Genomic DNA, 24644 nt, shown 5'->3' with positions numbered 1-24644 from the left:
GGACTAAGCACGTGGACGCAAGCGCGCGCCCGGCTTTTTGACCTGGATCGGACATGAATCAAACCAATCTGCAATTCAAGACTCTGCTGTTACTGCTGGCCCTGGTGACCGTTGCCTTTATCTGGATATTGCTGCCGTTTTACGGCGCGGTGTTCTGGGCGGTCATCCTGGGCATCATCTTTGCCCCGATGCAGCGGCGCCTGCAGGTGAAATCAGGCTGGAACCGCAACCTGACCTCCCTGGCCACCCTGACGGTGTGCCTGGTGATTGCGATTCTGCCGGTGATCATCACCAGCGCCTTGCTGGTGCAGGAGGGGGCCACGCTGTACAAAAATGTCGAAAGCGGCAAGCTGGACGTGGCCGGGTATATCGAACAGTTCAAGAACTTCCTGCCACCTTATTTTCAGCACCTTCTGGACCGCTTCGGCATGGGCAACCTGGAAAGCCTGCGCGAGAAAATCGTCAAGAGTGCGATGCAGGGCAGCCAGTTCTTCGCCAGTCAGGCGTTCAGCTTTGGCCAGGGCACGTTCGATTTCCTGGTGAGTTTTTTCATCATGCTGTATCTGCTGTTTTTCCTGCTGCGTGACGGCCCGGAGCTGGTGCGAAAAGTCCGCACGGCGGTGCCGCTGGCCGAGCCGCAAAAGCGCCGCCTGCAACTCAAGTTCAACCGCGTGGTGCGCGCCACGGTCAAGGGCAACGTGTTGGTTGCCGTGACCCAAGGCGCGTTGGGCGGTTTGATCTTCTGGTTTCTGGACATTCCCAGCGCGTTGCTCTGGGCGGTGCTGATGGCGTTTTTGTCGCTGCTGCCGGCGGTGGGCGCGGGGATCGTGTGGGGGCCGGTGGCGGCCTACTTCCTGCTGAGTGGGGCGATCTGGCAAGGCGTGGTGCTGAGCCTGTTTGGTGTGTTCGTCATCGGCCTGGTGGATAACGTGCTGCGCCCGATCCTGGTGGGCAAGGACACCAAGATGCCGGACTACCTGATTCTGATCTCGACCCTGGGCGGCCTGTCGGTGTTCGGCCTCAACGGCTTTGTGATCGGGCCGCTGGTGGCGGCGTTGTTCATGTCCAGCTGGGCGTTGTTTGTCGAAAGCAAGCCGCGGCTCAAGTTGCCGTTGCCCTAGGCCTCAGGCGCGCAGCCTGAAGGTTGCCGCTTGTTGCTCGGCAGCCGATAACGACGTGAGCGGGCCGCTGACGGGTTCGCCATCGTGCATCAGGTACCAGCAGGCGAGTACACCCAGCTTGCGCAGGGGGGCAGGAACGGCGCTGCCGATGACGGACATGATCTGAATAGTGGGCATATGGACCTCCAATCGCTATGAGGGTCACCTTACGGGGTGCCAGCGTCGAGGAAAAATCACCCGGCTTGATAGTCGACATCAACGCCAGGCGTCACTCCACCACTTGATCGAGCATGTGTACCACTTCTTGCTCATTGAGCAGGCCTTTGCGCACCAGGCTTTCGGTCAGCAGTGCGAGGAATTTTGCGCTGCGGTGGCCTTCCAGGTGCTTGAGTTCGGTCAGTGCGCTGTAGACCTTGCTGGACGTACAGAGTCCGGCTACGTGGTGTGGATTTTGCGTGGGCATGGTCAGCCGTCCTTGTTGTTATCGGGTTCAGAGGTGGGATAGTGAAAGTGAGTCGTGACACAAACATGACAGCGCGAGACCCGGTCGGGCAAGTAGACTTTCGGCTTCGATGATGTGGGATTACGACTCGGCCATTGTCCTTATAACGACCTTGGTACGATCAATCCGCGCGAGGTGCGATAAAACGCCATGCAAAAAAAGGCCCCGCGGGTGGGCGAGGCCGGTTCAGGCAGATCGGTTCAAGCTTACCAACCGCGACCATAGTAGCCGTGGGGGTGGCCGTAATAGCCACGCGGTGGCCCGTAATACACCGGCGCCGGGCGGTAATAGACTTCTTGTTGCACATACACCGGCGGCGGTGGTGCGTAGTACACAGGCGGCGGTGCGGCGTAAACCGGTTGCGGTTGCACATACACCGGCTGCTGCACATAGACTTCACGGGGTTGGCTGGCAACCACGGAGCCTACGACGGCGGCGCCGACTAACGCACCCAAGACGGCCGGACCACCCCATCCACCACCGTGGGCGGAGGCTTGGCCTGCCATAGCGAGTGCACCGATAAGCAAGGCGATCTTGGGGATTTTACGAATCATGGTCATTCCTCGGTTAGCCCCTGCGCTTGTGGCCTGCAATCAATTGGCTCAAGTAATGTCGCGGGGATACTTTTAAGACAACGTATTTCTGAAAAACAGCACGGCCGATTGGTAAAGATTGTGTAAGGTCTGTACCGATTTGCTTACTTCAAGGAGTTACCCATGCAGATGCACCCCAACAAGGATACCCAACTGTGCATGTCACTGTCGGCGCGTCCCGGGAATTTCGGCCTGCGATTTCATAACCATTTGTATGAACAACTGGGTCTGAATTTCTACTATAAAGCCTTCAGCAGCCAGGATTTAGCCGGCGCGATCGGCGGTATCCGGGCGTTGGGGATTCGCGGTTGCGGGGTGTCGATGCCGTTCAAGGAGGCCAGTATTGCCCTGGTGGACGAACTGGACAGTTCGGTCAAAGCCATCGCGTCCCTGAACACCATCGTCAACACGGCCGGCCATCTCAAGGCCTACAACACCGACTACATCGCCATCGCGCAACTGTTGAAAAAGCATGCAGTGCCGACAGATTCGACCTTTGCCCTGCGCGGCAGCGGCGGCATGGCCAAAGCCGTGGCCAGCGCCCTGCGCGACGGCGGGTATGCCAATGGCGTGATCGTGGCGCGTAACGAAGCGGCGGGCAGGGCGCTGGCGCAGAGCCTGGGTTATCAATGGCAGGCGCAATTGGGCGATCTGCGCCCGCAGATGTTGATCAACGTCACGCCGATCGGCATGACCGGCGGGGCCGAGGCCGATCAGTTGGCTTTCGAGGCTGACGCGGTGGACCAGGCGCAGACTGTGTTCGATGTGGTGGCGATCCCGGCGGAAACACCGTTGATCGTGCGCGCACGTGCCCAAGGCAAGCGCGTGATCACCGGGCTGGAAGTGATCGCGATCCAGGCGCTGGAGCAGTTTGTGTTGTACACCGGGGTGCGGCCGACCCAGGAGCAGTTCGAAAGCGCCGTCGCGTTTGCGCGAGGCTGAACAGCGCGGCCAATCACCTGTAGGAGCAGGCAAGCCGGCTCCTACAGGGGGTTGAGCGTGTCAGGCCTGTTCCAGCTGTGCCAGCCGTTCTTCGAGCGCGGCAATCCGCGCTTCCAGCTCTTCGATGCGCTCGACTGAGACCCCGCCGGCCCCGCGTTCCACCGGGTTGCCGCGCGCCGCGATAATCGCCTCGATATCCGCCGGGTCGCCCAGCGCGTGGGTATAGCGATCCTCGCGTTGCCCCGCCTGGCGCGGCACCAGCACGGCCAGCCCCCGCGCAATCAGGCGTTCCAACTGGTGTACGACCTGGTCGGCGTCTTCGAAGTCATGCATGCGCCCGCTGCGGGTCAGCAGTTCGTTGACCGTCTGCGGCCCACGCAGAAACAGCAGCCCGGTCAGGATCACCTGGGCCGGCACCAATTCCAGGGCCTTGTCGACCCGGTGTTCCCAGCGGTCGGCGCGGCTGCCCATGACCAGGCGGGTGAAACCCTGGCCTTCCAGCACGCGCAGGCTTTGGCCGACCTGGCCTTGACTGAGGTTCATCACCGGCTCGCGGCTGGTCTTCTGGTTGCACGCCAGCACCAGCGCGTTGAGGGTCAGGGGGTAGGTTTCCGGGTTGGTCGCCTGTTTTTCGATCAGGCAGCCCAGGATGCGGATTTCCGTGCTGTTCAGGCGCGGCTCAGGGGTGTCGATATCGTGTTCAGCGGTCATCGCGCTTTCCCTATGCAGTGAACGCACTAGCCTAATCCCGAAAAAATAAAAGACAAGCGGCCGGCATGGCTATAATCGCTGCTGGTTCCAACCCAGCCCTTACCGATGAGACTGTCATGACTATTTCCCTGTACGCCGCTTCCGTCCCAGTCTTCAAGCAAATGCTCACCGCCCTGAGCGGTGTGCTGGACAAAGCCGAAGCCCACGCCACCGCGAAGAACATCGAACCCAACGCCTTGCTGCAAGCGCGCCTGTTCCCGGACATGTTCCAACTGGTGCGCCAGGTGCAGATCGCCGTCGACTTCGCCAAGGGCGTTTCCGCGCGCCTGGCCGAGATCGAAGTGCCGAAATACGAAGACAACGAAGTGACCTTCGCCGACCTGCAAGCGCTGATCGCCAAGGTCCTGGCGTTTATGGACAGCATCAAGCCCGAGCAAATCGACGGCAAAGAAGGCATCGAGATCATCACTCGCCCAGGCACGCCGAAAGAGAAGCGCTTCAGCGGCCAGTCCTACCTGCTGACCTACGGCCTGCCGCAGTTCTTCTTCCACGTCACCACCGCCTACGCGCTGTTGCGTCACAACGGTGTGGAAGTGGGCAAGCGTGATTACATGGGCGCTTTCTGAATAACCGTGTACTGAGCGCATAAAATAAAAAAGCCCGGGGTCGTTCCGCTGTGAACGGCCCCGGGCTTTTTTGCGAGCACTGTTTAAACCGGCTGCTCTTCCTTGCCCAGGCACGCCGCCGCAGTAAACAGCACATCGGTGGACGAGTTGAGCGCGGTTTCCGCCGAGTCCTGCAACACACCGATGATGAAACCTACGGCCACCACCTGCATGGCGATATCGCTGGAGATGCCGAACAGGCTGCACGCCAGCGGGATCAGCAGCAGCGAACCGCCGGCCACGCCCGACGCACCGCACGCGCAAATGGCGGCGACCACGCTGAGCAGCACGGCGGTGGGCAGGTCTACGACGATGCCCAGGGTGTGTACGGCGGCCAGGGTCAACACGGTGATGGTGATCGCCGCACCCGCCATGTTGATGGTGGCGCCCAGCGGGATCGACACCGAGTAGGTGTCTTCATGCAGGCCCAGGCGTTTGCTCAACGCCAGGTTCACCGGAATGTTCGCTGCCGAACTGCGGGTGAAGAATGCCGTGATGCCGCTTTCGCGCAGGCACATCAATACCAGTGGGTAGGGGTTGCGGCGCAGTTTCCAGAATACGATGGCCGGGTTGATCACCAGCGCCACGAACAGCATGCAGCCGATCAGCACCACCAACAGGTGGGCGTAACCGAGCAGGGCGCCGAAGCCGGAGGTGGCCAGGGTCGAGGCCACCAGGCCGAAAATCCCCAGGGGCGCGAAGCGGATCACCACGCGCACGATCAAGGTCACGCCGTTGGACAGGTCATCGAGCACCGTGCGAGTGGTTTCGCCGGCATGGCGAATCGCGATGCCCATGCCGATGGCCCAGGCCAGAATGCCGATAAAGTTGGCGTTCATCAGCGCGCTCACCGGGTTGTCCACCACGCTCAGCAACAGGCTCTGCAACACCTCGCCGATGCCGCCGGGGGCGCTCACGGTGGCGTCGTGGGTGGCGAGCACCAGCGGCGAGGGAAACAGCGTGCTGGCGATCACTGCAACCACGGCGGCCGCGAAGGTGCCTAGCAGGTAGAGGAACAGGATCGGCTTGATGTGGGTTTCCTGGCCGTGTTTGTGGTTGGCGATCGACGCCATCACCAGCACGAACACCAGGATCGGCGCCACGGCCTTCAGCGCGGTGACAAACACTTTGCCAATGAAACCGGTGGCCCTGGCGGCGTCGGGCGACACGAAGGCGAGCAGAATGCCGGCGATCAGGCCGATGACGATTTGCGTGACCAGGCTGACGCGCGTGAGTCGTTGGAAAAGGGAAGGGGCAGCAGTCATAAACGGTTGTCTCTGGTTTTTTTAGTAGGACGCAGCATTGCAGGTGGAGCGCGCTGTAGGAAGCGGGCGCGGAGTCTATCATGCTGTAGGAAATGTCCCTGTTGATGCGGCATTCCGTCACCCATTTGCGGCCAATTCGCACAGATCCTGTTAATATCGCCGTCTCTCATCTTTCTTCTTCGTCAGCGGGCCTCCGGGCTTTCGTTGATGTTGTCGTTTCTGGAGTTTTCATGCTGTTTCCCATCCTGCTGCTGTCGGCCGCCGGTTTTACCGTGCTGACCACAGAATTCATTATCGTCGGCCTGTTGCCGTCGATTGCCCGGGACCTGAACGTCAGCGTGTCCCAGGCCGGCCTGCTGGTGACGCTGTTTGCGTTCACCGTGGCGGCGTTCGGCCCGTTTCTCACGGCCTACTGCGCGCGGTTCCAGCGCAAGCGCCTGTTCATCACGATTTTGATCATGTTCGCCGTGGCCAATGGCGTGGCGGCGCTGGCGCCGAATATCTGGGTGATGTCCCTCGCGCGCTTGATTCCGGCGTTGGGTTTGCCGGTGTTCTGGGCGCTGGCCAGTGAAACGGCGGTGGACATCGTCGGCCCGGCATACGCCGGTCGCGCCATCGAGAAGATCGGCTTCGGGATCGTCTGCGCCACCGTCTTCGGCATTCCGGTGGGCACGTTGATTTCCGATATGTTCGGCTGGCGCAGCGCGTTTGCGGTCCTCGCGGTGATTGCCTTGGCCAAGGCGCTGCTGCTGTTTGTCTACCTGCCGGTGACACAGGCGAAGAACGCGCAGGTGACGTTGCGCTCGCAATTCAAGCTGCTGCGCAGCCCGTTGATGCAGGGGCATATCCTGCTGTCGATCCTGGTCTTCAGCGGCATGTTCACCGCCTACACCTACCTCGCCGACATCCTTGAGCGCCTGGCCGGCTTCGACGGCACGCTGGTCGGCTGGTGCCTGATGGGCTTTGGCGCGGTCGGGTTGATCGGCAACTCCCTGGGCGGCCGCGCGGTGGATCGCCACCCCTTGATTGCGTCGATGGTGTTCTGCGGGTTCATGATCGGCGGCATGGTCGCGTTGGTGCCGGCGATTCACTCCACCATCGGCCTGGCGGCGGCGATGGCCGTGTGGGGCGTGACCCAGGCGGCGATGTTCCTGGTCAGCCATGTGCGGCTGATGAAGGCTGCGCCGCATGCGCCGGCGTTTGCCGCGTCGCTGAATATTGCCGGTGGAAACCTCGGTATCGGTCTCGGCGCCTTGGTCGGTGGGCATGTGATCGACACCCTCGGCCTGGCCAGCCTGGGCCTGGCTGCGTCCGGGTTCATCCTGGTGTCGATGCTGCTGGCGCTGTGGCTGATGAGCGCCAAACCGCTGCCGACTGGCGCTTGAACCCTCAGGGCAGGGCGGTGAACAGTTCTCGCCTGGCGCCTTCGGTAATCGCCACGATGCCGGGGTGCTTGACCTTGCGTTCCACCGAAATCGCATAGAACGATTCGGTCACTGCCTCGGTCTGGCCAATCAGCGCGACGCCGTACTGGCGCACCACCTCATCGGCGATCACGCTGGGGGCGATAAAGATCCCGCTGCCGGATTGGCCGAATGCCTGCATCAAGGCACTGTCGTCGAACTCGCCGATGATCTTCGGTTGGATCTGTTGCTCGGCAAACCAGCGCAGCAAGCGGCTGCGCACCACGGTCTCCGCCCCCGGAATCAATAGCGGCGCGCCCTGTAAACACTGTGGGAAAACGCCGCGGTGTCGGTCAGCCAGTGCTTGGGTAGCGAAAAAACTGATGCCGCATTCGCCCAACTTCTGGCTGTAGCCTTTGATGTCCAGATGCGTGGGCATGGGGCTGTCGGAAATCACCAGGTCGAGGCGCTGGATCGCCAGGTCGGCGAGCAGGCGTTCGAGTTTGTCTTCGCGGCAGGTGATGCGGATCGGCTCGCTGAGCTCCATGGTCGGCGCGATCAGCCGGTAGACGATGGATTTGGGCACCACATCCGCCACCCCGACGCGAAACAGAATCTGCTGCTCATTCGGCTGGGCGCGCAACATCGCCTCCAACTCGTTGCCGGTCTGGAACATCTGCTCGGCATAGGGCAACGCCTGGCGCCCGGCTTCGGTCAGCTCGAGCTGACGGCCAACCCGCTGAAACAGGGCGATACCGAAGGTTTGCTCGAGCAGACTGATCTGCCCGCTGATGGTCTGAGGGGTGAGGTTCAGTTGCTCACAGGCGCGCACGATGCTGCCGGTCTTGGCCACCACCCAGAAGTAATGCAATTGTCGGTAATTGAGCATGCCGGCCTACACTTCGTTAAAGCCGAAGTATACGCGAGAAAAATACGAATTTTCCTGAAGTGTTCCCCTGCATAGAATGCATCGCTATCGAGGGGCCACTATTTGGACCCAATGGTTCTAATGAGGAAAACATCATGAAACTCAATTCTCTGGGCGCGGCATCGTTGCTTGCGCTTTCATTAGTAGTGGTCAGCGGTTGTGATCAGGTCGAAAAAAGCGCACAGCAGGTGATGGGCAAGGCCAGCGAATCGGCCAAGCAAGTGATCGATGACACCCACAAGGCCGCCGAGCAGGCATTGAGTGAAGCGACCCAAGGCCTGATCAGTCCGCAGAAAAAAGACGATCAGCCGCAAAACGAGTCTGAATCGACGCGTAAAGAAGCCTAATTTCCCAGCACAACGTCAGGATTGATCTATGGACTACCTTGTACAACTGGCCGCCAGCCCCACCGCCTGGGTCGCACTGGCGACCTTGATCGTGATGGAAATCGTGCTGGGCATCGATAACCTGATCTTTATCTCGATCCTCACCAACAAATTGCCCGAGCAGCACCGGGCCAAGGCGCGGCGCATCGGCATCAGCATGGCGTTGGTGTTGCGCCTGGGCCTGTTGAGCACCATTGCGTTCATCGTGCAGTTGACCACGCCGGTGTTTGAGATCCTCGGCCAGGCGTTTTCGTGGAAGGACATGATCCTCATCGCCGGCGGCCTGTTCCTGGTCTGGAAGGCAACCACCGAGATCCATCAAAGCATGGACCCGGAGCCTGAAGAGAAGGCCAGCAGCGGCAATGTCGTGTCCATCGGCTTTGCTGCGGCCATCGGCCAGATCCTGATGCTCGACCTGGTGTTCTCCATCGACAGCATCATCACCGCCGTGGGCATGACCGAGCATTTGCCGATCATGATCGTTGCCGTGGTGACCTCGGTCATCGTGATGCTGGTGGCGGCTGAACCGCTGGCCAAGTTCATCCACGACAACCCGACCGTGGTGATGCTGGCCCTGGGCTTCCTGATCATGATCGGCATGACCCTGATCGCCGAAGGCTTCGGCGCCCATGTGCCAAAAGGCTACGTGTATGCGGCCATGGCGTTCTCGGCGGCGATCGAGTGCTTGAACATCGCCCGGCGCAACCGCCACAAGCGGTTGCTGGCCGCCCGCCAGTAATCGCAGCACCCCAAAAAAGGCCGGCTGTGCTCGTAAGAGCCCCGCCGGCTTTTTGCCGTCTGTTAGAATCCGCGCACTTGATAGCTTGAGGTCCACCATGAACGAGCCGATTCGCCTTACCCAGTACAGCCATGGCGCGGGGTGTGGCTGCAAGATTTCGCCCCAGGTATTGGAAGTGATCCTCGCCGGCAGCGGCGCACAGAACCTTGACCCCAACCTGTGGGTGGGCAACGCCTCGCGGGATGATGCGGCGGTGTACGCCATCGACGACGAGCGCGGCGTGGTCTCCACCACTGATTTTTTCATGCCGATTGTCGATGACCCGTTCGACTTCGGCCGGATCGCCGCCACCAACGCGATCAGCGACATCTACGCCATGGGCGGCGACCCGTTGATGGCCATCGCCATTCTGGGCTGGCCGGTGAATGTCCTGGCGCCTGAGGTTGCCCGCGAAGTGATCCGTGGCGGCCGCTCCGTGTGCGACGAGGCTGGCATTCCCCTGGCCGGTGGCCACTCCATCGATGCGCCGGAGCCCATCTTCGGCCTGGCCGTGACTGGCATCGTGCAAAAGCGCCATATGAAGCGCAACGACACCGCCACCGTCGGCTGCCGTTTGTACCTGACCAAGCCCCTGGGCATCGGCATCCTGACCACTGCCGAAAAGAAGGGCAAATTGCGCGAGGCGGATATCGGCCTGGCTCGTGACTGGATGTGTACCCTCAACAAGCCTGGCAGCCGCTTCGGCAAACTGGCCGGCGTCACGGCAATGACCGACGTCACCGGCTTCGGGCTTTTGGGCCACTTGGTGGAAATGGCTGACGGCAGCGGCGTGACGGCACGCATCGAATACGACAAAGTCCCACGCCTGCCCGGGATCGAGGACTACCTGGACCAGGGCTGCATGCCGGGCGGCACCTTGCGCAACTTCGACAGCTACGCGAGCAAGCTCGGGCGCCTGCAGGAGCTGCACAAGCGCGTGCTGTGTGACCCGCAGACCAGCGGCGGCCTGCTGATCGCCGTTACGCCCGCGGGCGACGCCGAGTTTCATGCGGTCGCCAGCGAACTGGGCCTGACCCTTGAGGCCATCGGTGAATTGGTTGAGCGACAGACCCACGCGGTAGAGGTGTTTTGATGGCGACTGACATCACCGACTACCGCGACATCTTCCTCAACGACCGGCCGATGATGGATACCCGCGCGCCGGTCGAGTTCGCCAAGGGCGCGTTCCCGGGCGTGGTCAACCTGCCACTGATGACCGATGACGAGCGTCAGCGGGTCGGCACTTGTTACAAACAGCAGGGCCAGCAAGCGGCTATCGTGCTCGGACACGAACTGGTGTCCGGGGCGATCAAGGCCGGGCGTATCGAGCAATGGGCGCGGTTCGCCCAGGCCAATCCCGATGGCTACCTGTACTGTTTTCGTGGCGGGCTGCGCTCGCAGATCGTGCAGCAATGGCTGAAAACCGAAGCCGGTATCGAGTACCCCCGCGTCGGCGGCGGCTACAAAGCCATGCGTGGATTTTTGCTGGAGACCGTCGAACAGGCGGTCGCCGAGTGTGATTTCGTGTTGCTGGGCGGCATGACCGGCACTGGCAAGACCGAAGTGCTCGGCCAACTGCGCAACGCCCTGGACCTGGAGGGCCACGCCAACCATCGCGGTTCCAGCTTCGGCAAGCGGGCCACAGTGCAACCGTCCAACATCGACTTCGAGAACCGCCTGGCGGTGGACCTGCTGAAAAAACGCGCGGGCGGCGTCGAGCAGTTTGTGGTCGAGGATGAGAGCCGCATGATCGGCAGTTGTGCGCTGCCGTTGCCGTTGCACAAGGGCATGCAGACCTTTGCGATGGTGTGGCTGGAAGACACTGTCGAAGGCCGGGTCGAACGTATCCTGCGCGATTACGTGGTCGACCTTTGCGCTGAATTCATCGCGGTATTTGGCGAAACCGGCTACGTCCTGTTTGGCGAGCGCCTGACCCAGAGCCTGGCCAATATCCACAAGCGCCTGGGCGGCGAGCGTTTCCAGCGGTTGCAGGCGATTCTGCAGGACGCCCTGGCGGAACAGACCCGCAGCGGCGCTGTGGACCTGCACCGGGTGTGGATCGAAGGGTTGCTGCGCGAGTACTACGACCCGATGTACGCCTTCCAGCGTGAAAGCAAAGGCGCGCGCATCGAGTTTGTCGGGGAGCAGGCAGCGGTGGTGGAGTATTTGCGCGAGCGTGGTGCATTGCGAGGTTGATGCCTGCCTGCAATAAGGCCCTCAACCCCGCCTGCCACTTACAGAATCGCCGCTCCAATCAAGCCGCAGACCACGCCTACCAGCATGGTCAAGCCGGCCACGGTGACCAGCACCCGCGCGTCGAAATCCTTGCGCAACATCAGCAGCGACGGCAGGCTCACGCTCGGCAGGGTCATCAACAGGGCCACGGCCGGGCCGCTGCCCATGCCCAGCGTCATCATGGTTTGTACGATAGGAATCTCCGCGGCGGTCGGAATCACGAACAGCGTGCCGACAATCGCCAGCGGCACCAGCCACAGCAGGCTGTCGGCCATCGCCCCATCCACATGAGGAAACAGCCAGACCCGCGCCGCGCCCAATACCAGCACTGCCAGGATATACACCGGGATCGTGCTCCAGAACAGTTGCCACAGGGTGCGCAACCAGCGGCTGAAAAACGGTTGCGACTCGATCACGCTGGCCTCGGCCACCGCGCCCAGCGCCGCTTCCGGCACTTGTTCCGGGCGCGCGATGCGCTGGGCCACCAGGGACACGCCCACCACCAGCACAATCCCCGCCACCAGCCTTAACGCCGTGAAGCCCCAGCCCAGCACAAACCCCATGAATACCAGGGTGGCCGGGTTCAGCACCGGGTTGGCGATCCAGAACGCTAGCGCCGCGCCCACCGACACTTGCTGCCGGCGCATGCCTGCCGCCACCGGTGCCGCGCAGCAACTGCACATCATTCCGGGCAGCGCGAACAGCCCGCCGCGCAGGGTCGAACCCAGCCCGGCACGCCCGAACAGGCGCAGCAGCCAGTCGCGGGGGATCAACACTTGCAGCAACGAGCCCAAGATCACCGCCAAAACGGCGGCTTTCCAGATCGCCAGGAAATACACCTGGGCGTAGGCCAGCGCCGCGGCCAGTGGCGAGGTTTGCTGGTCATTGAGAATCGACGCGCCGATGCTGTGGTTGTCGGCGGCGACGAACGCCTTGAAGTAGTAGGGCGACCACTTCACGTAGTAGAGGCCGATGCAGGCGACCAGCAGGAACAGCGCTGGTTTCCACCAGAACGACCAGCCCCGGTTGGGCTGGGTGGAGACGAGGTTGGACATGGTGTTGATCCGCAGATGAGTCAATAGCCGCGCATCATACGCCTCTATTGCTCAGGCTTCAGAGGTCTGCGCTGACCTGCGTCGCCGGTGGGCAGGTTTGTTCGCCGTTGTTCAGGCCCTGCTTGTAGTTGCGGCTCAGCAGCGAGGCCTTGCCGTTATGCCAGGTGAGCGTCAACACATACAACGTGTCGTAGTCATTGCCGGACCAGTCTTGGGTGATGGTGTGCTTTTCGCCCACCGCTTCGCTGGCCACCTTGTTGATCAATTCCGGCAGATAGCCGTGGGACCAGGCGGTGTAGATGATGGCGTTGTGGTACTTGTTTTCCACCAGTTCGTCGGCGAGGGCGCTGGTGTCATTCGCCGAAAACTTGATGTTCACCGGCAAGCCGAGCTTGATCGCGCTGGGGCTGATGGTCATCAGTGGGCGAATGTAGCTGTAGGAATTATCTTTTTCGCCTTCCTCGACATTGCGCGTCGGGTTGGCGGCGAAGACGAAGTTGGCCTTGCCGAACTTTTCCGGCAGCACGGTGGCCAGGTTCATCGCACGGTTCAGGCCCTGGCAATTGAGTTGGCCCAGGCCGCCGACGGGTTTTTCGCCGTGGCGCAGGAACACCAGGGTTTGCACGCCGTCCACCGATTCGGCGCGGCTGATGCGCGATTGCAGGGTCAGGTCGAGGGCGCCGCCGACCAGCAACAGCGGTAATATGATGTATGAATATCGTTTGAGGCGTTGCGCAAGGCACAGAGGCTTTATTGTCATTGGGCTCGAGTCTTCAGTGCATCGGATTAAGGCGGACAAGCCCGGCCCCAGTGACACACGCGGCGTCCTGCGGGTTCCGTGTCTTATTAACAGGGTGCCTCCATTCACCGTTCAGCGCACTTAAGAGTCCACTCGGCCACTTTGGTTCGCTCGTGGGGGAGAGTAGCGAGGGCATGTTGCGCAATGATGACCCATGCAGGATGCCGGGCAGATGATTATCATGGGGGTTTCCGCCGAGGGATATCCCGATGAATTCACTCGCCGCTTTCCCGATCAACCGCAAATGGCCCGCCCAGTATCCGGAACGCCTGCAACTGTATTCGCTGCCCACGCCCAACGGGGTAAAAGTCTCGATCATGCTCGAAGAGCTGGGCCTGCCCTACGAGGCGCACAAAGTCAGCTTCGAGACCCAGGACCAGCTGTCGCCCGAGTTCCTGTCGCTGAACCCCAACAACAAGATTCCCGCGATCATCGACCCCAACGGCCCCGGCGGTCAGCCGTTGGCGCTGTTCGAGTCCGGTGCGATCCTGCTGTACCTGGCGGAAAAAACCAGCCAGTTGCTTTCCGAAGACCCGGCGACACGTTATGAAACCATTCAGTGGCTGATGTTCCAGATGTCCGGCATCGGCCCGATGTTTGGCCAGGTGGGGTTCTTCAACAAGTTCGCCGGCAAGGCCTACGAAGACAAGCGCCCGCGTGACCGCTACGTCGCCGAGTCGCGGCGCTTGCTGGAAGTCTTGGAAAAACGCCTGCTGGGCCGCACCTGGATCATGGGCGACGACTACAGCATCGCGGACATCGCGACGTTTCCGTGGATCCGTAACCTGATCGGTTTCTACGAATCCGGTGACCTGGTCGGCATCGCCGATTTCCCCAATGTGCTGCGCGCGCTGGACGGCTTTGTCGCACGTCCGGCAGTGATCCGTGGCCTGAACATTCCGAGCTGAGCCCATGCCGACTTTCGATTTCAAACAACTGGATGTCTTCAGCAGTGTGTCGCTCAAAGGCAACCCGCTGGCAGTAGTGCTGGGGGCCGACAGCCTCAGCGAGCAACAGATGGCCGACTTCGCCAAATGGACCAACCTCAGCGAAACCACGTTTTTACTCACGCCCCGCGATCCACGGGCTGACTACCGGGTAAGAATCTTCACCACCTTGCAGGAGCTACCGTTCGCCGGGCACCCGACGCTGGGCAGTTGCCATGCATGGTTGCAGGCGGGGGGCATTGCGCGAGGGGAGGAAATTATCCAGGAGTGCGAAATCGGCCTGGTGCGTATCCGTCGCCAAGGCGATGAGCTGGCGTTCATCGCGCCGCCGTTGTTGCGCTCGGGCCCGCTGGAGGCGGCGTTGCTGGAGCGCGTGCGGCTGGGGTTGGGCCTGGCGCCGGAGGCTATTGTGCGCAGTCAGTGGGTGGACAACGGCGCAGGTTGGCTGGCGGTGATGCTGGCCGACCGCCAGGCGGTGCTCGATCTGCAGCCCGATTACTCGCAGTTGCTCGGTCTGGCGGTGGGCGTGATTGCCCCCTGCGATCCCGAACGCGACGCTGTAGACACGCACTTTGAAGTGCGCGCGTTCATCGCCGGCGACGGGTCCCCGGAAGACCCGGCCACCGGCAGCTTGAATGCCGGGGTGGCCCAATGGTTGTTGGACGAAGGCCTGGCACCGAACTGTTACGTGGTCAGCCAGGGCACGGCCATGGGGCGCGCGGGGCGTATCCGCATCGAGCGCCAGGGCGATGAGATCTGGGTCGGCGGTGCTGTGGCGGTGTGCATCGAAGGGCGTCTACAGCTCTAGATCAATGCAATTGTTGTGGGCCTTGCCATAAACTATTGCCTGCCTGGCATTTGCGCTGCCGGGGTCGGGGGGCATACGCTTTCGCCCCAACGTTTTTAGCCTTATTCAGGACAGCCATGACCAGCCAGTTCCCTCAAGCCCGCCCACGCCGTCTGCGCCGCTCCCCGGAGTTGCGTAGCTTGTTCCAGGAAACCGAGTTCACCCTCAACGATCTGGTGCTGCCGATTTTCGTCGAAGAAGAAATCGACGACTTCGTACCGATCACCAGCATGCCGGGTGTGTTGCGCATCCCTGAGAAAAAGCTGGCCGGGGAAATCGAGCGCTATGCCCGCGCCGGGATCAAATCGGTGATGACCTTTGGCGTGTCCCACCACCTGGACGCCAGTGGCAGCGACACCTGGAAGGAGCGCGGCCTGGTCTCGCGCATGTCCTCGATCATCAAGGATGCCGTGCCGGAAATGATCGTGATGTCCGACACCTGTTTCTGCGAATACACCGATCATGGCCATTGCGGTGTGATGCATGGCGCCCATGTCGACAACGACGCGACCTTGGTCAACCTCGGCAAGCAAGCCGTGGCGGCGGCTCGTGCCGGTGCCGATGTGATCGCGCCGTCGGCGGCGATGGACGGCCAGGTTCAGGCGATTCGCCGGGCGTTGGATGACGCCGGTTTTACCCATATTCCGATCATGGCCTACTCCACCAAATTCGCTTCGGCCCTCTACGGCCCGTTCCGTGAAGCGGGTGGCAGCGCGCTCAAGGGAGACCGCAAAAGCTATCAGATGAACCCGATGAACCGCCGCGAAGCCGTGCGTGAATCGCTGCTGGACGAGCAGGAAGGCGCGGATGCGCTGATGGTCAAACCGGCCGGTGCCTACCTCGACATCATCCGTGACATCCGCGAAGCCTCGCGCCTGCCGGTGGCGGCGTATCAGGTCAGCGGCGAGTACGCGATGATCAAATTCGGTGCTCAGGCAGGCGCGATCGATGAGGACCGCGTGGTGCGGGAAACCCTGGGTTCGATCAAGCGCGCCGGCGCGGACCTGATCTTCACTTACTTCGCCATGGACCTGGCGCTGGCAGGGATCTAAAGCGCCCAACCTGTGGGGCGGGTAAGCCCGTCCCCCACAGTGGGTTGCAGCGTTTTTCAGCGCTGTGCGAGCGCCAGGTTCAAGCCCAACCCCGCAAAGGCCGCCGCAAAACTGCGCCGCAGCCAGTTCTGTACCCGTGGTGACTCGATCACTGCGCGGCGAAACACATTGGCCAGCAGGCCATACACCACAAACACCGCAAACGTCATGGCCATGAACACGCCGCTCAGCACCAGCATTTGCAAGGCCGGCGCCGTGCTGGCCGGTGTGACGAACTGAGGCAGGAAGGCCAGGAAGAAAATCGTCAGCTTGGGGTTGAGAATATTCAGCAAAAAACCGCGCAGCATCAGGCCACGGGCCGTGGTTGCCGTTGGTGTGTCATTCACCGCGAAGGCCGAACGATCGCGCCAAGTGGCGTAGGCCAGGTACAGCAAGTAGGCGGCTCCGGCGAATTTCAGCGCTTCGAATGCCAATGCGCTGGTGTGCAGCAGGGCGGAAAGGCCGAGTATGGATGCCAATAAGTGCGGGATGATCCCAGCGGTACAGCCCAGCGCGGCGAACACGCTGGCGCGCTTGCCGGCCATGAGCCCCGTGGACACGGTAAAGATCACGCCGGTGCCGGGAATCAGCACAACGATCAGGCAGGTGATGAGAAAGTTCATGCTGAGCATGGCATTCAAACTCCTTGTACGAATGGTCGGTGAAAGATCCTGTCATATTCGCATTGTGTTGGCGAGGGGGCCACAGGGCGAACCCGCGTTAGACTTATCGGTCGATATCTGCATCGCCCGGCCCATCGCCCCTCAAGGAAGCCCCATGCACCTACGCCGCCTGATCCTGTGTCTCACGCCCTTGCTGGTGCTGGCCGGTTGCTCGACCGCACGCGGCCCGCAACAGCCGGAGCGCAGTGAAGCTGAGGTCAAGGCGCAGATCGTGCGTTTGCTGCCCGCCAAGGTCGCCGATCGCAACGGTTGGGCCCAGGATATCTACACCGCTTTCGACACCCAGCACATCTACCCGAGTACCGAAAACATCTGCGCCGTGCTGGCGGTGACTGAGCAAGAGTCCACTTACCAGGTCGACCCACCTGTGCCGAACATGGGCAAGATCGCCCAGGATGAAATCCTGCGCCGTGCCGGTAAGGTGCATGTGCCGGCGGTGTTGGTCCGCACGGCACTGCAACTGCGTTCGCCCACTGGTAAGTCCTACGCCGATCGCTTGAATGCCGCCCGCACGGAGAAAGACTTGAGCGGGATCTTCGATGACTTCATCAGCATGGTGCCCTTGGGCAATACGCTGTTTGGCGGCTTCAACCCGGTACACACCGCCGGCCCGATGCAAGTCAGCATCGACTTTGCGCAGAAGCAGGCGCGGGGTTATCCCTACACGGTAGACGGCACGATCCGTCGGGAAGTGTTCACGCGACGTGGCGGCATGTACTTTGGCATCGCCCATTTGCTTGGTTACCCAGTGAGTTATGACCGGCCGCTGTACCGGTTTGCCGACTTCAACGCCGGTTGGTACGCCAGCCGCAACGCCGCGTTCCAGGCCGCCGTCAGCCGCGTCTCAGGCACCGAGTTGGCGCTGGACGGGGATTTGATCCGCTACGGCTCGCTGCTGCCCGGCAGCACCGAATTGGCAGTGCGTTCCCTCGGCGCCCGGCTGGACATGCGCAACCCCAGCATCCGCAGTCAGCTGGAGCAGGGCGAACAGTTGGATTTTGAGCAGACCACGCTCTACACACGCGTGTTTGCCCTGGCCGACACGGCGGCCGGCAAACCGCTGCCGCGGGCGATCCTGCCGGGCATCGTGCTCAAGAGTCCGAAGATCACCCGCAACCTGACCACTGCCTGGTTCGCCCAGCGGGTGGATGAGCGTTATCAGCGCTGTATGAAGCGCTGAGGCCGGTCCTGAGCGGGGTTGGCGAATCAGCCCCAGGCATTGCAGAGGATATGTGCGGCTGATGGTAATGGTCGCCGTGTGGGGCCTGGGGTACACCTCATGCCTGACTCCAAGGAAGACTCCGCGATGATTGCTCACGCCGTGCCCGAAGGTTTTGTCTCACTGCCGCGCAGCAGCCCGCTGCTCGACTTGTTGGGCCCGGCGTATTGCCGGGGTGAAGGTCTGCAACTGGAAATCGGCCTGCGCGCCGACAACCGTCATGCCAATGGCCGCGGCACGGTGCATGGCGGGGTGTTGGCGACTCTGGCGGATATCGGCATGGGCTACGCGATGGCGTTTTCCAGTGAGCCGCCATTGCCGTTGATTACCGCGAGCATGACTGTCGATTACCTGGGCGCGGTGCAAGTGGGGGAGTGGATCGTGGTACGACTGGAGCATCACAAGCGTGGCCGGCAAATGGCGTTTGCCACGGTGAGTCTGCAGGTGGAGGAGAAAGTCGTGGCGCGGGCGAACGCGGTGTTTGCGGTGCCGCGTGCGGACTGACAGACGAAAAAAAGCCCGGTTTTTCGTGGAACCGGGCCTTTTCGTGTGTTGCTCTTGAATCAGCTGCGCTCAAGGGCCAGGGCTACGCCTTGGCCGCCACCGATGCACAGTGTCGCCAGGCCTTTTTTGGCGTCGCGCTTGATCATTTCGTGCAGCAGGGTCACCAGTATGCGGCAGCCTGATGCGCCGATCGGGTGGCCAATGGCAATCGCGCCGCCGTTGACGTTGACTTTGTCGGCGTCCCATTCCAGCTCTTTGGCCACCGCCAGGGATTGCGCGGCAAAGGCTTCGTTGGCTTCGACCAGGTCCAGGTCGCCGACGCTCCAGCCGGCTTTGTCCAGGCAGCGGCGGGTGGCCGCGACCGGGCCGATGCCCATGATGGCCGGGTCGACGCCGGCATTGGCGTAGCTGGCGATACGCGCCAGAACGGGCAGGCCAAGGGCCTTGGCCTTGTCGGCGCTCATCAGCAGCACCGCGGCGGCGCCGTCGTTGAGGCTGGATGCGTTGCCCGCGGTGACGCTGCCGTCTTTCTTGAACGCGGGTTTGAGTTTGGCCAACGACTCGGCGGTGGTGCCGGCGCGCGGTTGTTCATCCACGGCGAAGGCCACCGGGTCGCCCTTGCGCTGTGGGATCAGAATCGGCGTGATCTCATCGGCAAAGCGGCCGGCTTCGATGGCGGCGGCGGCTTTTTGCTGGGACGCGGCGGCGAAGGCGTCCTGGGCTTCACGGCTGATGCCGTACTTGTCCACCAGGTTCTCGGCGGTGATGCCCATGTGGTAGTCGTTGAATGCATCCCACAGGCCGTCGGTGATCATGCTGTCGATCATCTTGGCGTGGCCCATGCGCAAACCGGTGCGCGCACCAGGTAATACGTAGGGGGCCAGGCTCATGTTCTCCATACCGCCGGCGATGATCACGTCGGCATCGCCACAACGGATGGCCTGGGCGCCCAGGTGCAGGGCCTTGAGGCCCGAACCGCAGACCTTGTTCAAGGTCATCGCGGGTACGGCATGGGGCAAGCCGGCGAGGATCGACGCCTGGCGCGCCGGGTTCTGGCCTGAGCCTGCGGTGAGTACGTGGCCGAGGATCACTTCATCCACCTGGGCCGGGTCGAGGCCGGTCTGCTCCAGCAGGCGACGGATTACGGCAGCGCCCAACTCCGGTGCCGGGATGCTCGCGAGCGATCCTTGAAAACTGCCTACGGCGGTACGTGTGGCAGCAACAATCACAACGTCTTGCATGGAATGTGTCCTCACTGGAATTGCATTTCTGGAACGTGGTCGGGGACGATTAGTTTACCGGCTGTCTTGCTGACAATCTCTTCAATACTGACCCCTGGGGCACGCTCCTTTAGGATAAAGGCGCCGTTGTCGATTTCCAGGTATGCAAGGTCCGTCAGCACACGCTTGATGCAGTGGGCACCGGTCAGCGGCAGGGTGCATTGGCTGAGCAATTTGGACTCACCGTCCTTGGAGGCGTGGGTCATGATCACGATGATGTTTTCCGCGCCGGCCACCAGGTCCATGGCGCCGCCCATGCCCTTGACCAGCTTGCCCGGGATCATCCACGAGGCGATGTTGCCCTGTACGTCCACTTCAAACGCGCCGAGCACGGTGAGGTCGACATGGCCGCCGCGAATCATTGCGAAGGACTCGGCGGAGGAGAAGATCGAGGCGCCGATGCGCGCGGTCACGGTTTGTTTGCCGGCGTTGATCATGTCGGCATCGATGGTGTCTTCGGTGGGAAACGGGCCCATGCCGAGCAGGCCGTTTTCCGATTGCAGCATCACTTCCATGCCTTCCGGGATGTAGTTGGCCACCAGGGTCGGAATGCCGATGCCCAGGTTGACGTAGAAACCGTCCTGCATTTCGCGGGCGACGCGTTGAGCCATTTGTTCGCGGGTGAGAGCCATTGTGCTGTTCCTCTTGTTCTCTTCGGGCTGGAGGGATTATTTGCGGACGGTACGCTGTTCGATGCGCTTCTCGAAGGTGCCGCAGATGATCCGGTCGACGTAGATGCCAGGGGTGTGGATCTGCGACGGTTCCAGCTCGCCCGGTTCGACGATTTCCTCGACTTCGACCACGGTGATCTTGCCGGCGGTGGCGGCCAGCGGGTTGAAGTTCTGGGCGGTGTGGCGGTAGATGACGTTGCCGAAGTGGTCGGCTTTCCAGCCTTTGACGATGGCGAAGTCACCGGTGATGGATTCTTCCATCAGGTACGGGCGACCGTTGAATTCACGGGTTTCCTTGCCTTCGGCCACCGGGGTGCCGACGCCGGTGGCGGTGAAGAAGGCCGGAATGCCAGCACCGCCGGCGCGCATTTTTTCCGCCAGGGTGCCTTGAGGGGTGAGCACCACTTCGATTTCGCCGCTGAGCAGTTGCTTCTCGAACAGGGCGTTTTCGCCCACATAAGACGCGATCACTTTGCGGATCTGCTTTTGTTCCAGCAGCACGCCCAGGCCAAAGCCGTCGACGCCGCAGTTATTGGAAACCACGGTCAGGTCGCGGGTGCCTTTGCGCTTGATCTCGGCGATGAGGTTTTCCGGAATGCCGCACAGGCCAAAGCCGCCAGCGAGTACGGTCATGCCATCTTCCAGGCCTGCGAGGGCTTCTTCATAGGACGCCACGCGTTTATCGAAACCTGCCATATGCACCTCTTTTATTGTTAGTGGGCCAGCCAATGCCTCGAGTGTTGCGCCGACGGATTGATTTGTTAAGTTGTTTTTTAAGGTTGATTGATTTAAAAAACTGCATAGTCGAGCCGTCGTCCGGAGTAATGTCATGACCGTCAAACAGATGCGTGCCTTTTTGGCTGTGGCGCAAAGCCTGAGTTTTGCCGCCGCCTGCGAGCGCCTGCACCTCTCTCAGTCGGCGCTGAGCCTGACCATCAAAGGCCTGGAAGAAGGGCTGGGCGGGCGCTTGTTCAGCCGCAATACGCGGAATGTCGCGCTGACCCCTGAAGGGGAATCCTTATTGCCGCTGGCGCGTCGGCTGATTGCCGATTGGGACAACGCCGAGGATGAACTGCGCCAGCGCTTCACCCTGCAGCGCGGGCGCGTAACGGTGGCGGCGATGCCGTCGTTTGCGGGCAACCTGCTGCCGCCGATCCTGAAGATATTCCGCGCGCGTTACCCCCATGTGAACGTGACGGTGCATGACCTGATCAACGAACAGGTGCTGGAAATGGTCCGTGATCGCCAGGTCGAGTTGGGCGTGGCGTTCGAACCGTCCGAGGGGTCGTCGCTAGCGTTTACGCCGTTATACCTGGACCGCTTCATTGCGGTGGTGCCCATGGATTCACCCTTGGCACTGCGTGCTGAAATCGACTGGAAAAGCCTGTTGGAGCAACCGTTCATTGCCCTGCAACGACCCTCGACGGTACGGGTGATGCTGGAGGAGCATCTGGGCGCCTTGCAGATGAAATTGCCGGTGGCGCTGGAGAGTCATCAATTGGCGACGGTGGGCAAGATGGTTGCCAGTGGCCTGGGGGTCAGCGCCGTACCGGCATTATGTGCGCAGCAGATGCAGGAGGCGGGCGCCCATTGCATCACCTTGACCGATCCGGTGATCGAGCGGCCGATTGGTGTGTTGACCAAACCGGGGCATGAACTGTCGGCGGCGGCACAGGTGTTGTTTGATATTTTCCGCGATGAAGCGGGGAAAGGGCGTTACCCCAACTTTTGAAGTTGCATAAAAAATGTGGGAACTGGCAAGCCAGTTCCCACATTAGTTGAGAAGTACTTAGTAGTAGCGGTCGATTACTTTAACTTGCGAGTTGTCTTTGAAAGACTCCCACGCGTGGTTAAGTGTGTCGAACACTTGCTCGATGAAATTGCGATCGGCCGCCGCTTTCTTGCCGACATAACCCTGGCCACGGCGGTACATCTTCAGGCGCGCCGCCAGTTCACGGTTGTTTTTGTCGAACTCGGCTTCTTCGGTGTGGGGCGCCAGGCAGTCAATTTGGACTTTGCCCGATTTGCCAATCCACAGGATATGGTCGTCGAGTGTGTCTTTCTGCGCTGCGAACATCTCAGCCAATTCTTCGATAGTTGGTTGGTTGTTCAGATTCATGTGTAAGCCCCTTGACCAGTTGGCGATCTATCAATTGATTCGTTAAAACTGCTTAGTTGTCTCCGGTTCCGAAAACCGGGCGTCAGTGACGGTCTGCCGAATACGGGCAGGGTCTTGAACCTGATGCATGTAGTCTTGCTGATGAACTGCTACGCAATGGTTTCATAACGAAGACAAGCAGCGTTTGAGCTCCTTGTACCGAACCCTTCGGGTCGGTCAGCTTCATCAATCTGCCTTGTGGGCAGTGCACATCCGGAAGAAACAGCTCGGCGGTCAGACGAGCTTGTTCAAAACGCTTGTTACCAACGCTCCCGATCCGGGAGACGTCTAGATCATGCAAGGACAAAAAGGTTACGTCAACGGTTATGTAGTGATTATTTTTTATCACTACATAAATCGCCGTGGGGATGGGGGCATGCGAGGAGGTGTGACTCAGGCGTCATTTTTTGTGCGGTGGGTCGCTGCAGTTCGTTGGCCTGCCCGGGTCTCCCGCTGATTTTTGAGGGGCGGTGCCCTGGCTATCCCAGGCGCTCTGCCAATAGCGGCAACAACCGCTCGCAGGATGCCGCGATCTTCAGTTGCAACAACTCATCCCCACGGGTCTTGCCCAGATTGATGGCAATCACCGGTTTGCCTTGCTCGACCATCGCCTTGCACAGGCGAAACGCCGAATAGGCCATCAGCGACGACCCCACCACTAACAGCCCCTCGGCGTGTTCCACCGCCGCCATCGCCCTGGCGGCGGTGGCCTGGGCAACGTTTTCGCCGAAGAACACGACGTCCGGTTTGAGCCGTTCACCGTCGCAATGGGGGCAGCGGGGCACGCGAAAACGTTGTTCAAACGCTGCGTCGAGCAGCGTATCGCCGTCGGGTGCCTGCACGGCGTCGACGCCCGCCAGGTACGGGTTCTCGGCCTCCATCAACCGTTGGATCACATCGCGTGCGCTGGGCCGATGGCAATCCAGGCATAGCACGCGATGCAAGCTGCCATGCAGCTCGATCACATCCTCACTACCGGCCTGGTCATGCAGCGTGTCGACGTTTTGTGTGATCAGCCCGCTGATACGCTGGCGATGTTGCAAGGCGGCCAGCGCCAGGTGGGCCTGGTTCGGCTGCGCAATCCGTACCCGTGGCCAGCCCAGCATCGCCCGTGCCCAATAACGGCACCGCGCTTGCGGGGTGGCCAGGAACTCCTGGTACATCATCGGCGCCTTGCCTCGGCGCACGCCTTCGCTGTCCCGATAATCCGGGATACCTGATGACGTGCTGATCCCCGCCCCGGTCAGCACCAGAAAACGCCGTGCGGCCATGGCCCGGTGCAGGGTCTCGAGGTGAGCTTCTTGATGTTCGAGCATGTCGAGCATGGGCTCTCCTATTCGCCGCGAATGTATTGCTCCAGTTGCTTGATCAGGTTGGCTTGTTCGGCAATGGCTTCCTTGACCAGGTCACCGATGGAGAGCAGGCCCAGCAGTTTTCCGTCGACGACCACCGGCAAGTGGCGCAGGTGACTGTCGGTCATGATGTTCATGCAGGCTTCGACCGTCTTGTGGGCATCGACCGTGATGACTGGAGAGCTCATGACCTCGTGGACTTTGGTGGTGACGGAAGAAAGGCCTTTGAGTATCAGCTTCCGTGCGTAATCGCGCTCGCTGATGATGCCAACCACCTCACCCTGCTTGACGACCGGCAAGGCCCCGACATTTTTCGATGACATCACCACCAACGCTTCGAATACGGTGTGGTCCCATTCAATGGTGTGGACTTCCTGGTTTTGCTTGTCTTTGGCTTTGAGTACTTCTGAGACGGTTTTCATGGTGGCCACTCCGGTGTTGTTGTTAGGAAGTCAGCAATCCCCTACAGAATCCTAGACGGCCGGCGCCGGAGCAAGGACCAAAGCGGC

29 protein-coding genes are annotated in these 24644 nt (G+C 61.2%); 14 read left to right on the top strand and 15 right to left on the bottom strand.

Annotation, left to right across the window (positions count from 1 at the left end; all coding sequences use genetic code 11):
- Positions 1-53 precede the first annotated feature (53 nt).
- A complete protein-coding gene (locus C8K66_RS19165) occupies positions 54-1121 on the top strand; it encodes an AI-2E family transporter (protein ID WP_017847019.1) in 1068 nt (355 codons plus the stop codon).
- A gap of 3 nt (positions 1122-1124) precedes the next feature.
- Here C8K66_RS19165 and C8K66_RS31005 read toward each other — a convergent pair whose 3' ends face one another.
- From C8K66_RS31005 to C8K66_RS19155, 3 genes are all read right to left on the bottom strand, one after another.
- Positions 1125-1298 carry a hypothetical protein gene (locus C8K66_RS31005; RefSeq protein ID WP_017847020.1) on the bottom strand — a complete coding sequence of 58 codons (174 nt, stop codon included), beginning with the start codon at positions 1296-1298 and terminating at the stop codon, positions 1125-1127.
- 91 nt (positions 1299-1389) lie between these two features.
- A complete protein-coding gene (locus tag C8K66_RS19160; RefSeq protein ID WP_017847021.1) occupies positions 1390-1584 on the bottom strand; it encodes a hypothetical protein in 195 nt (64 codons plus the stop codon).
- Positions 1585-1829: 245 nt separating this feature from the next.
- The gene (locus C8K66_RS19155; RefSeq protein ID WP_046384035.1) at positions 1830-2183 is read right to left on the bottom strand and encodes a hypothetical protein; all 354 of its coding nucleotides are present in this window, start codon (positions 2181-2183) and stop codon (positions 1830-1832) included.
- Positions 2184-2339: 156 nt separating this feature from the next.
- Here C8K66_RS19155 and C8K66_RS19150 point away from each other — a divergent pair, with 156 nt between their 5' ends.
- Positions 2340-3158 (top strand): shikimate 5-dehydrogenase, encoded by an 819-nt coding sequence (locus C8K66_RS19150; RefSeq protein WP_046384034.1) that lies wholly within the window; start codon positions 2340-2342, stop codon positions 3156-3158.
- Between the two features lie 60 nt (positions 3159-3218).
- Here the strand turns inward: C8K66_RS19150 and C8K66_RS19145 are convergent, their stop codons facing one another.
- Positions 3219-3869 (bottom strand): YceH family protein, encoded by a 651-nt coding sequence (locus tag C8K66_RS19145; protein ID WP_046384033.1) that lies wholly within the window; start codon positions 3867-3869, stop codon positions 3219-3221.
- 116 nt (positions 3870-3985) lie between these two features.
- Between C8K66_RS19145 and C8K66_RS19140 the strand changes: the two genes are divergently transcribed.
- Positions 3986-4495, top strand: coding sequence for a DUF1993 family protein (locus C8K66_RS19140; RefSeq protein ID WP_017847025.1), 510 nt, complete (start codon positions 3986-3988; stop codon positions 4493-4495).
- Positions 4496-4578: 83 nt separating this feature from the next.
- Here the strand turns inward: C8K66_RS19140 and sstT are convergent, their stop codons facing one another.
- A complete protein-coding gene (gene sstT / locus C8K66_RS19135; RefSeq protein ID WP_108525655.1) occupies positions 4579-5799 on the bottom strand; it encodes a serine/threonine transporter SstT in 1221 nt (406 codons plus the stop codon).
- A gap of 230 nt (positions 5800-6029) precedes the next feature.
- Here sstT and C8K66_RS19130 point away from each other — a divergent pair, with 230 nt between their 5' ends.
- Positions 6030-7184 carry an MFS transporter gene (locus C8K66_RS19130; protein WP_046483161.1) on the top strand — a complete coding sequence of 385 codons (1155 nt, stop codon included), beginning with the start codon at positions 6030-6032 and terminating at the stop codon, positions 7182-7184.
- Positions 7185-7188: 4 nt separating this feature from the next.
- Here C8K66_RS19130 and nhaR read toward each other — a convergent pair whose 3' ends face one another.
- Entirely contained in the window at positions 7189-8091 is a 903-nt protein-coding gene (gene nhaR, locus C8K66_RS19125; RefSeq protein ID WP_017847030.1) for a transcriptional activator NhaR, read from the bottom strand.
- A gap of 134 nt (positions 8092-8225) precedes the next feature.
- Between nhaR and C8K66_RS19120 the strand changes: the two genes are divergently transcribed.
- The 4 genes from C8K66_RS19120 (at position 8226) to mnmH (ending at position 11490) form a co-directional block, all read left to right on the top strand.
- On the top strand, positions 8226-8477 hold the full coding sequence (locus C8K66_RS19120) for a hypothetical protein (protein ID WP_017847031.1): 252 nt from the start codon (positions 8226-8228) through the stop codon (positions 8475-8477).
- 28 nt (positions 8478-8505) lie between these two features.
- A complete protein-coding gene (locus tag C8K66_RS19115; protein ID WP_057004902.1) occupies positions 8506-9255 on the top strand; it encodes a TerC family protein in 750 nt (249 codons plus the stop codon).
- A gap of 97 nt (positions 9256-9352) precedes the next feature.
- Positions 9353-10387: a selenide, water dikinase SelD gene (gene selD, locus C8K66_RS19110; RefSeq protein ID WP_108525653.1), complete on the top strand. Its 1035-nt coding sequence runs from the start codon at positions 9353-9355 to the stop codon at positions 10385-10387.
- Complete coding sequence (gene mnmH / locus C8K66_RS19105; protein ID WP_017847034.1) at positions 10387-11490, top strand: tRNA 2-selenouridine(34) synthase MnmH; 1104 nt, start codon at positions 10387-10389, stop codon at positions 11488-11490. The genes selD and mnmH overlap by 1 nt, the downstream gene beginning before the upstream one ends.
- 38 nt (positions 11491-11528) lie before the next feature.
- Here mnmH and C8K66_RS19100 read toward each other — a convergent pair whose 3' ends face one another.
- Together C8K66_RS19100 and C8K66_RS19095 are read right to left on the bottom strand one after the other, a co-directional pair.
- Positions 11529-12584, bottom strand: a complete 1056-nt coding sequence (locus tag C8K66_RS19100; RefSeq protein ID WP_026140034.1) for a permease — start codon at positions 12582-12584, stop codon at positions 11529-11531.
- A 58-nt stretch (positions 12585-12642) separates the two neighbouring features.
- Positions 12643-13344, bottom strand: a complete 702-nt coding sequence (locus C8K66_RS19095) for a hypothetical protein (RefSeq protein WP_046384028.1) — start codon at positions 13342-13344, stop codon at positions 12643-12645.
- Positions 13345-13592: 248 nt separating this feature from the next.
- On the opposite strand from C8K66_RS19095, the gene C8K66_RS19090 reads away from it, so the two are divergent.
- From C8K66_RS19090 to hemB, 3 genes are all read left to right on the top strand, one after another.
- Positions 13593-14291: a glutathione S-transferase N-terminal domain-containing protein gene (locus C8K66_RS19090; RefSeq protein WP_079443300.1), complete on the top strand. Its 699-nt coding sequence runs from the start codon at positions 13593-13595 to the stop codon at positions 14289-14291.
- A 4-nt stretch (positions 14292-14295) separates the two neighbouring features.
- Positions 14296-15138, top strand: coding sequence for a PhzF family phenazine biosynthesis protein (locus C8K66_RS19085; protein ID WP_046384026.1), 843 nt, complete (start codon positions 14296-14298; stop codon positions 15136-15138).
- Between the two features lie 116 nt (positions 15139-15254).
- On the top strand, positions 15255-16229 hold the full coding sequence (gene hemB, locus C8K66_RS19080) for a porphobilinogen synthase (RefSeq protein WP_017847039.1): 975 nt from the start codon (positions 15255-15257) through the stop codon (positions 16227-16229).
- A 56-nt stretch (positions 16230-16285) separates the two neighbouring features.
- On the opposite strand, the gene C8K66_RS19075 is transcribed toward hemB, so the two are convergent.
- Positions 16286-16900, bottom strand: coding sequence for a LysE family translocator (locus tag C8K66_RS19075; protein WP_046384025.1), 615 nt, complete (start codon positions 16898-16900; stop codon positions 16286-16288).
- A gap of 145 nt (positions 16901-17045) precedes the next feature.
- Here C8K66_RS19075 and C8K66_RS19070 point away from each other — a divergent pair, with 145 nt between their 5' ends.
- Positions 17046-18131: a DUF1615 domain-containing protein gene (locus C8K66_RS19070; RefSeq protein ID WP_057004905.1), complete on the top strand. Its 1086-nt coding sequence runs from the start codon at positions 17046-17048 to the stop codon at positions 18129-18131.
- Between the two features lie 126 nt (positions 18132-18257).
- Complete coding sequence (locus tag C8K66_RS19065; RefSeq protein WP_079443303.1) at positions 18258-18674, top strand: PaaI family thioesterase; 417 nt, start codon at positions 18258-18260, stop codon at positions 18672-18674.
- 59 nt (positions 18675-18733) lie between these two features.
- Here C8K66_RS19065 and C8K66_RS19060 read toward each other — a convergent pair whose 3' ends face one another.
- Genes C8K66_RS19060 through C8K66_RS19050 form a run of 3 tightly spaced genes read right to left on the bottom strand, consistent with a single transcriptional unit; the run spans position 18734 to position 21321 of the window.
- Positions 18734-19915: an acetyl-CoA C-acetyltransferase gene (locus C8K66_RS19060; RefSeq protein ID WP_046384023.1), complete on the bottom strand. Its 1182-nt coding sequence runs from the start codon at positions 19913-19915 to the stop codon at positions 18734-18736.
- Positions 19916-19926: 11 nt separating this feature from the next.
- Complete coding sequence (locus C8K66_RS19055) at positions 19927-20586, bottom strand: CoA transferase subunit B (protein ID WP_010566045.1); 660 nt, start codon at positions 20584-20586, stop codon at positions 19927-19929.
- Positions 20587-20622: 36 nt separating this feature from the next.
- Positions 20623-21321, bottom strand: coding sequence for a CoA transferase subunit A (locus tag C8K66_RS19050; RefSeq protein WP_017847044.1), 699 nt, complete (start codon positions 21319-21321; stop codon positions 20623-20625).
- A 133-nt stretch (positions 21322-21454) separates the two neighbouring features.
- Here C8K66_RS19050 and C8K66_RS19045 point away from each other — a divergent pair, with 133 nt between their 5' ends.
- Positions 21455-22357, top strand: coding sequence for a LysR family transcriptional regulator (locus tag C8K66_RS19045; protein ID WP_046384021.1), 903 nt, complete (start codon positions 21455-21457; stop codon positions 22355-22357).
- 57 nt (positions 22358-22414) lie between these two features.
- On the opposite strand, the gene C8K66_RS19040 is transcribed toward C8K66_RS19045, so the two are convergent.
- From C8K66_RS19040 to C8K66_RS19030, 3 genes are all read right to left on the bottom strand, one after another.
- Complete coding sequence (locus C8K66_RS19040; protein ID WP_017847046.1) at positions 22415-22744, bottom strand: hypothetical protein; 330 nt, start codon at positions 22742-22744, stop codon at positions 22415-22417.
- Positions 22745-23262: 518 nt separating this feature from the next.
- Entirely contained in the window at positions 23263-24108 is an 846-nt protein-coding gene (locus C8K66_RS19035) for an NAD-dependent protein deacetylase (RefSeq protein ID WP_108525651.1), read from the bottom strand.
- An 8-nt stretch (positions 24109-24116) separates the two neighbouring features.
- The gene (locus tag C8K66_RS19030) at positions 24117-24557 is read right to left on the bottom strand and encodes a CBS domain-containing protein (RefSeq protein WP_017847048.1); all 441 of its coding nucleotides are present in this window, start codon (positions 24555-24557) and stop codon (positions 24117-24119) included.
- Positions 24558-24644: the final 87 nt, after the last annotated feature.

This window comes from Pseudomonas sp. GV105 (assembly GCF_003058185.1).
Taxonomy (GTDB): Bacteria; Pseudomonadota; Gammaproteobacteria; order Pseudomonadales; family Pseudomonadaceae; genus Aquipseudomonas; species Aquipseudomonas veronii.
The sequence above is the reverse complement of the archived record's forward strand: the minus strand, read 5'-3'. Positions and strand labels throughout refer to the sequence as shown.

Bases quoted from the DNA above. Each gene is read 5' to 3' on its own strand.
- C8K66_RS19165 (WP_017847019.1), top strand. From the start codon at position 54: ATGAATCAAACCAATCTGCAATTCAAGACTCTGCTGTTACTGCTGGCC.
- C8K66_RS31005 (WP_017847020.1), bottom strand. From the start codon at position 1,298: ATGCCCACTATTCAGATCATGTCCGTCATCGGCAGCGCCGTTCCTGCC.
- C8K66_RS19160 (WP_017847021.1), bottom strand. From the start codon at position 1,584: ATGCCCACGCAAAATCCACACCACGTAGCCGGACTCTGTACGTCCAGC.
- C8K66_RS19155 (WP_046384035.1), bottom strand. From the start codon at position 2,183: ATGACCATGATTCGTAAAATCCCCAAGATCGCCTTGCTTATCGGTGCA.
- C8K66_RS19150 (WP_046384034.1), top strand. From the start codon at position 2,340: ATGCAGATGCACCCCAACAAGGATACCCAACTGTGCATGTCACTGTCG.
- C8K66_RS19145 (WP_046384033.1), bottom strand. From the start codon at position 3,869: ATGACCGCTGAACACGATATCGACACCCCTGAGCCGCGCCTGAACAGC.
- C8K66_RS19140 (WP_017847025.1), top strand. From the start codon at position 3,986: ATGACTATTTCCCTGTACGCCGCTTCCGTCCCAGTCTTCAAGCAAATG.
- sstT (WP_108525655.1), bottom strand. From the start codon at position 5,799: ATGACTGCTGCCCCTTCCCTTTTCCAACGACTCACGCGCGTCAGCCTG.
- C8K66_RS19130 (WP_046483161.1), top strand. From the start codon at position 6,030: ATGCTGTTTCCCATCCTGCTGCTGTCGGCCGCCGGTTTTACCGTGCTG.
- nhaR (WP_017847030.1), bottom strand. From the start codon at position 8,091: ATGCTCAATTACCGACAATTGCATTACTTCTGGGTGGTGGCCAAGACC.
- C8K66_RS19120 (WP_017847031.1), top strand. From the start codon at position 8,226: ATGAAACTCAATTCTCTGGGCGCGGCATCGTTGCTTGCGCTTTCATTA.
- C8K66_RS19115 (WP_057004902.1), top strand. From the start codon at position 8,506: ATGGACTACCTTGTACAACTGGCCGCCAGCCCCACCGCCTGGGTCGCA.
- selD (WP_108525653.1), top strand. From the start codon at position 9,353: ATGAACGAGCCGATTCGCCTTACCCAGTACAGCCATGGCGCGGGGTGT.
- mnmH (WP_017847034.1), top strand. From the start codon at position 10,387: ATGGCGACTGACATCACCGACTACCGCGACATCTTCCTCAACGACCGG.
- C8K66_RS19100 (WP_026140034.1), bottom strand. From the start codon at position 12,584: ATGTCCAACCTCGTCTCCACCCAGCCCAACCGGGGCTGGTCGTTCTGG.
- C8K66_RS19095 (WP_046384028.1), bottom strand. From the start codon at position 13,344: ATGACAATAAAGCCTCTGTGCCTTGCGCAACGCCTCAAACGATATTCA.
- C8K66_RS19090 (WP_079443300.1), top strand. From the start codon at position 13,593: ATGAATTCACTCGCCGCTTTCCCGATCAACCGCAAATGGCCCGCCCAG.
- C8K66_RS19085 (WP_046384026.1), top strand. From the start codon at position 14,296: ATGCCGACTTTCGATTTCAAACAACTGGATGTCTTCAGCAGTGTGTCG.
- hemB (WP_017847039.1), top strand. From the start codon at position 15,255: ATGACCAGCCAGTTCCCTCAAGCCCGCCCACGCCGTCTGCGCCGCTCC.
- C8K66_RS19075 (WP_046384025.1), bottom strand. From the start codon at position 16,900: ATGCTCAGCATGAACTTTCTCATCACCTGCCTGATCGTTGTGCTGATT.
- C8K66_RS19070 (WP_057004905.1), top strand. From the start codon at position 17,046: ATGCACCTACGCCGCCTGATCCTGTGTCTCACGCCCTTGCTGGTGCTG.
- C8K66_RS19065 (WP_079443303.1), top strand. From the start codon at position 18,258: ATGATTGCTCACGCCGTGCCCGAAGGTTTTGTCTCACTGCCGCGCAGC.
- C8K66_RS19060 (WP_046384023.1), bottom strand. From the start codon at position 19,915: ATGCAAGACGTTGTGATTGTTGCTGCCACACGTACCGCCGTAGGCAGT.
- C8K66_RS19055 (WP_010566045.1), bottom strand. From the start codon at position 20,586: ATGGCTCTCACCCGCGAACAAATGGCTCAACGCGTCGCCCGCGAAATG.
- C8K66_RS19050 (WP_017847044.1), bottom strand. From the start codon at position 21,321: ATGGCAGGTTTCGATAAACGCGTGGCGTCCTATGAAGAAGCCCTCGCA.
- C8K66_RS19045 (WP_046384021.1), top strand. From the start codon at position 21,455: ATGACCGTCAAACAGATGCGTGCCTTTTTGGCTGTGGCGCAAAGCCTG.
- C8K66_RS19040 (WP_017847046.1), bottom strand. From the start codon at position 22,744: ATGAATCTGAACAACCAACCAACTATCGAAGAATTGGCTGAGATGTTC.
- C8K66_RS19035 (WP_108525651.1), bottom strand. From the start codon at position 24,108: ATGCTCGACATGCTCGAACATCAAGAAGCTCACCTCGAGACCCTGCAC.
- C8K66_RS19030 (WP_017847048.1), bottom strand. From the start codon at position 24,557: ATGAAAACCGTCTCAGAAGTACTCAAAGCCAAAGACAAGCAAAACCAG.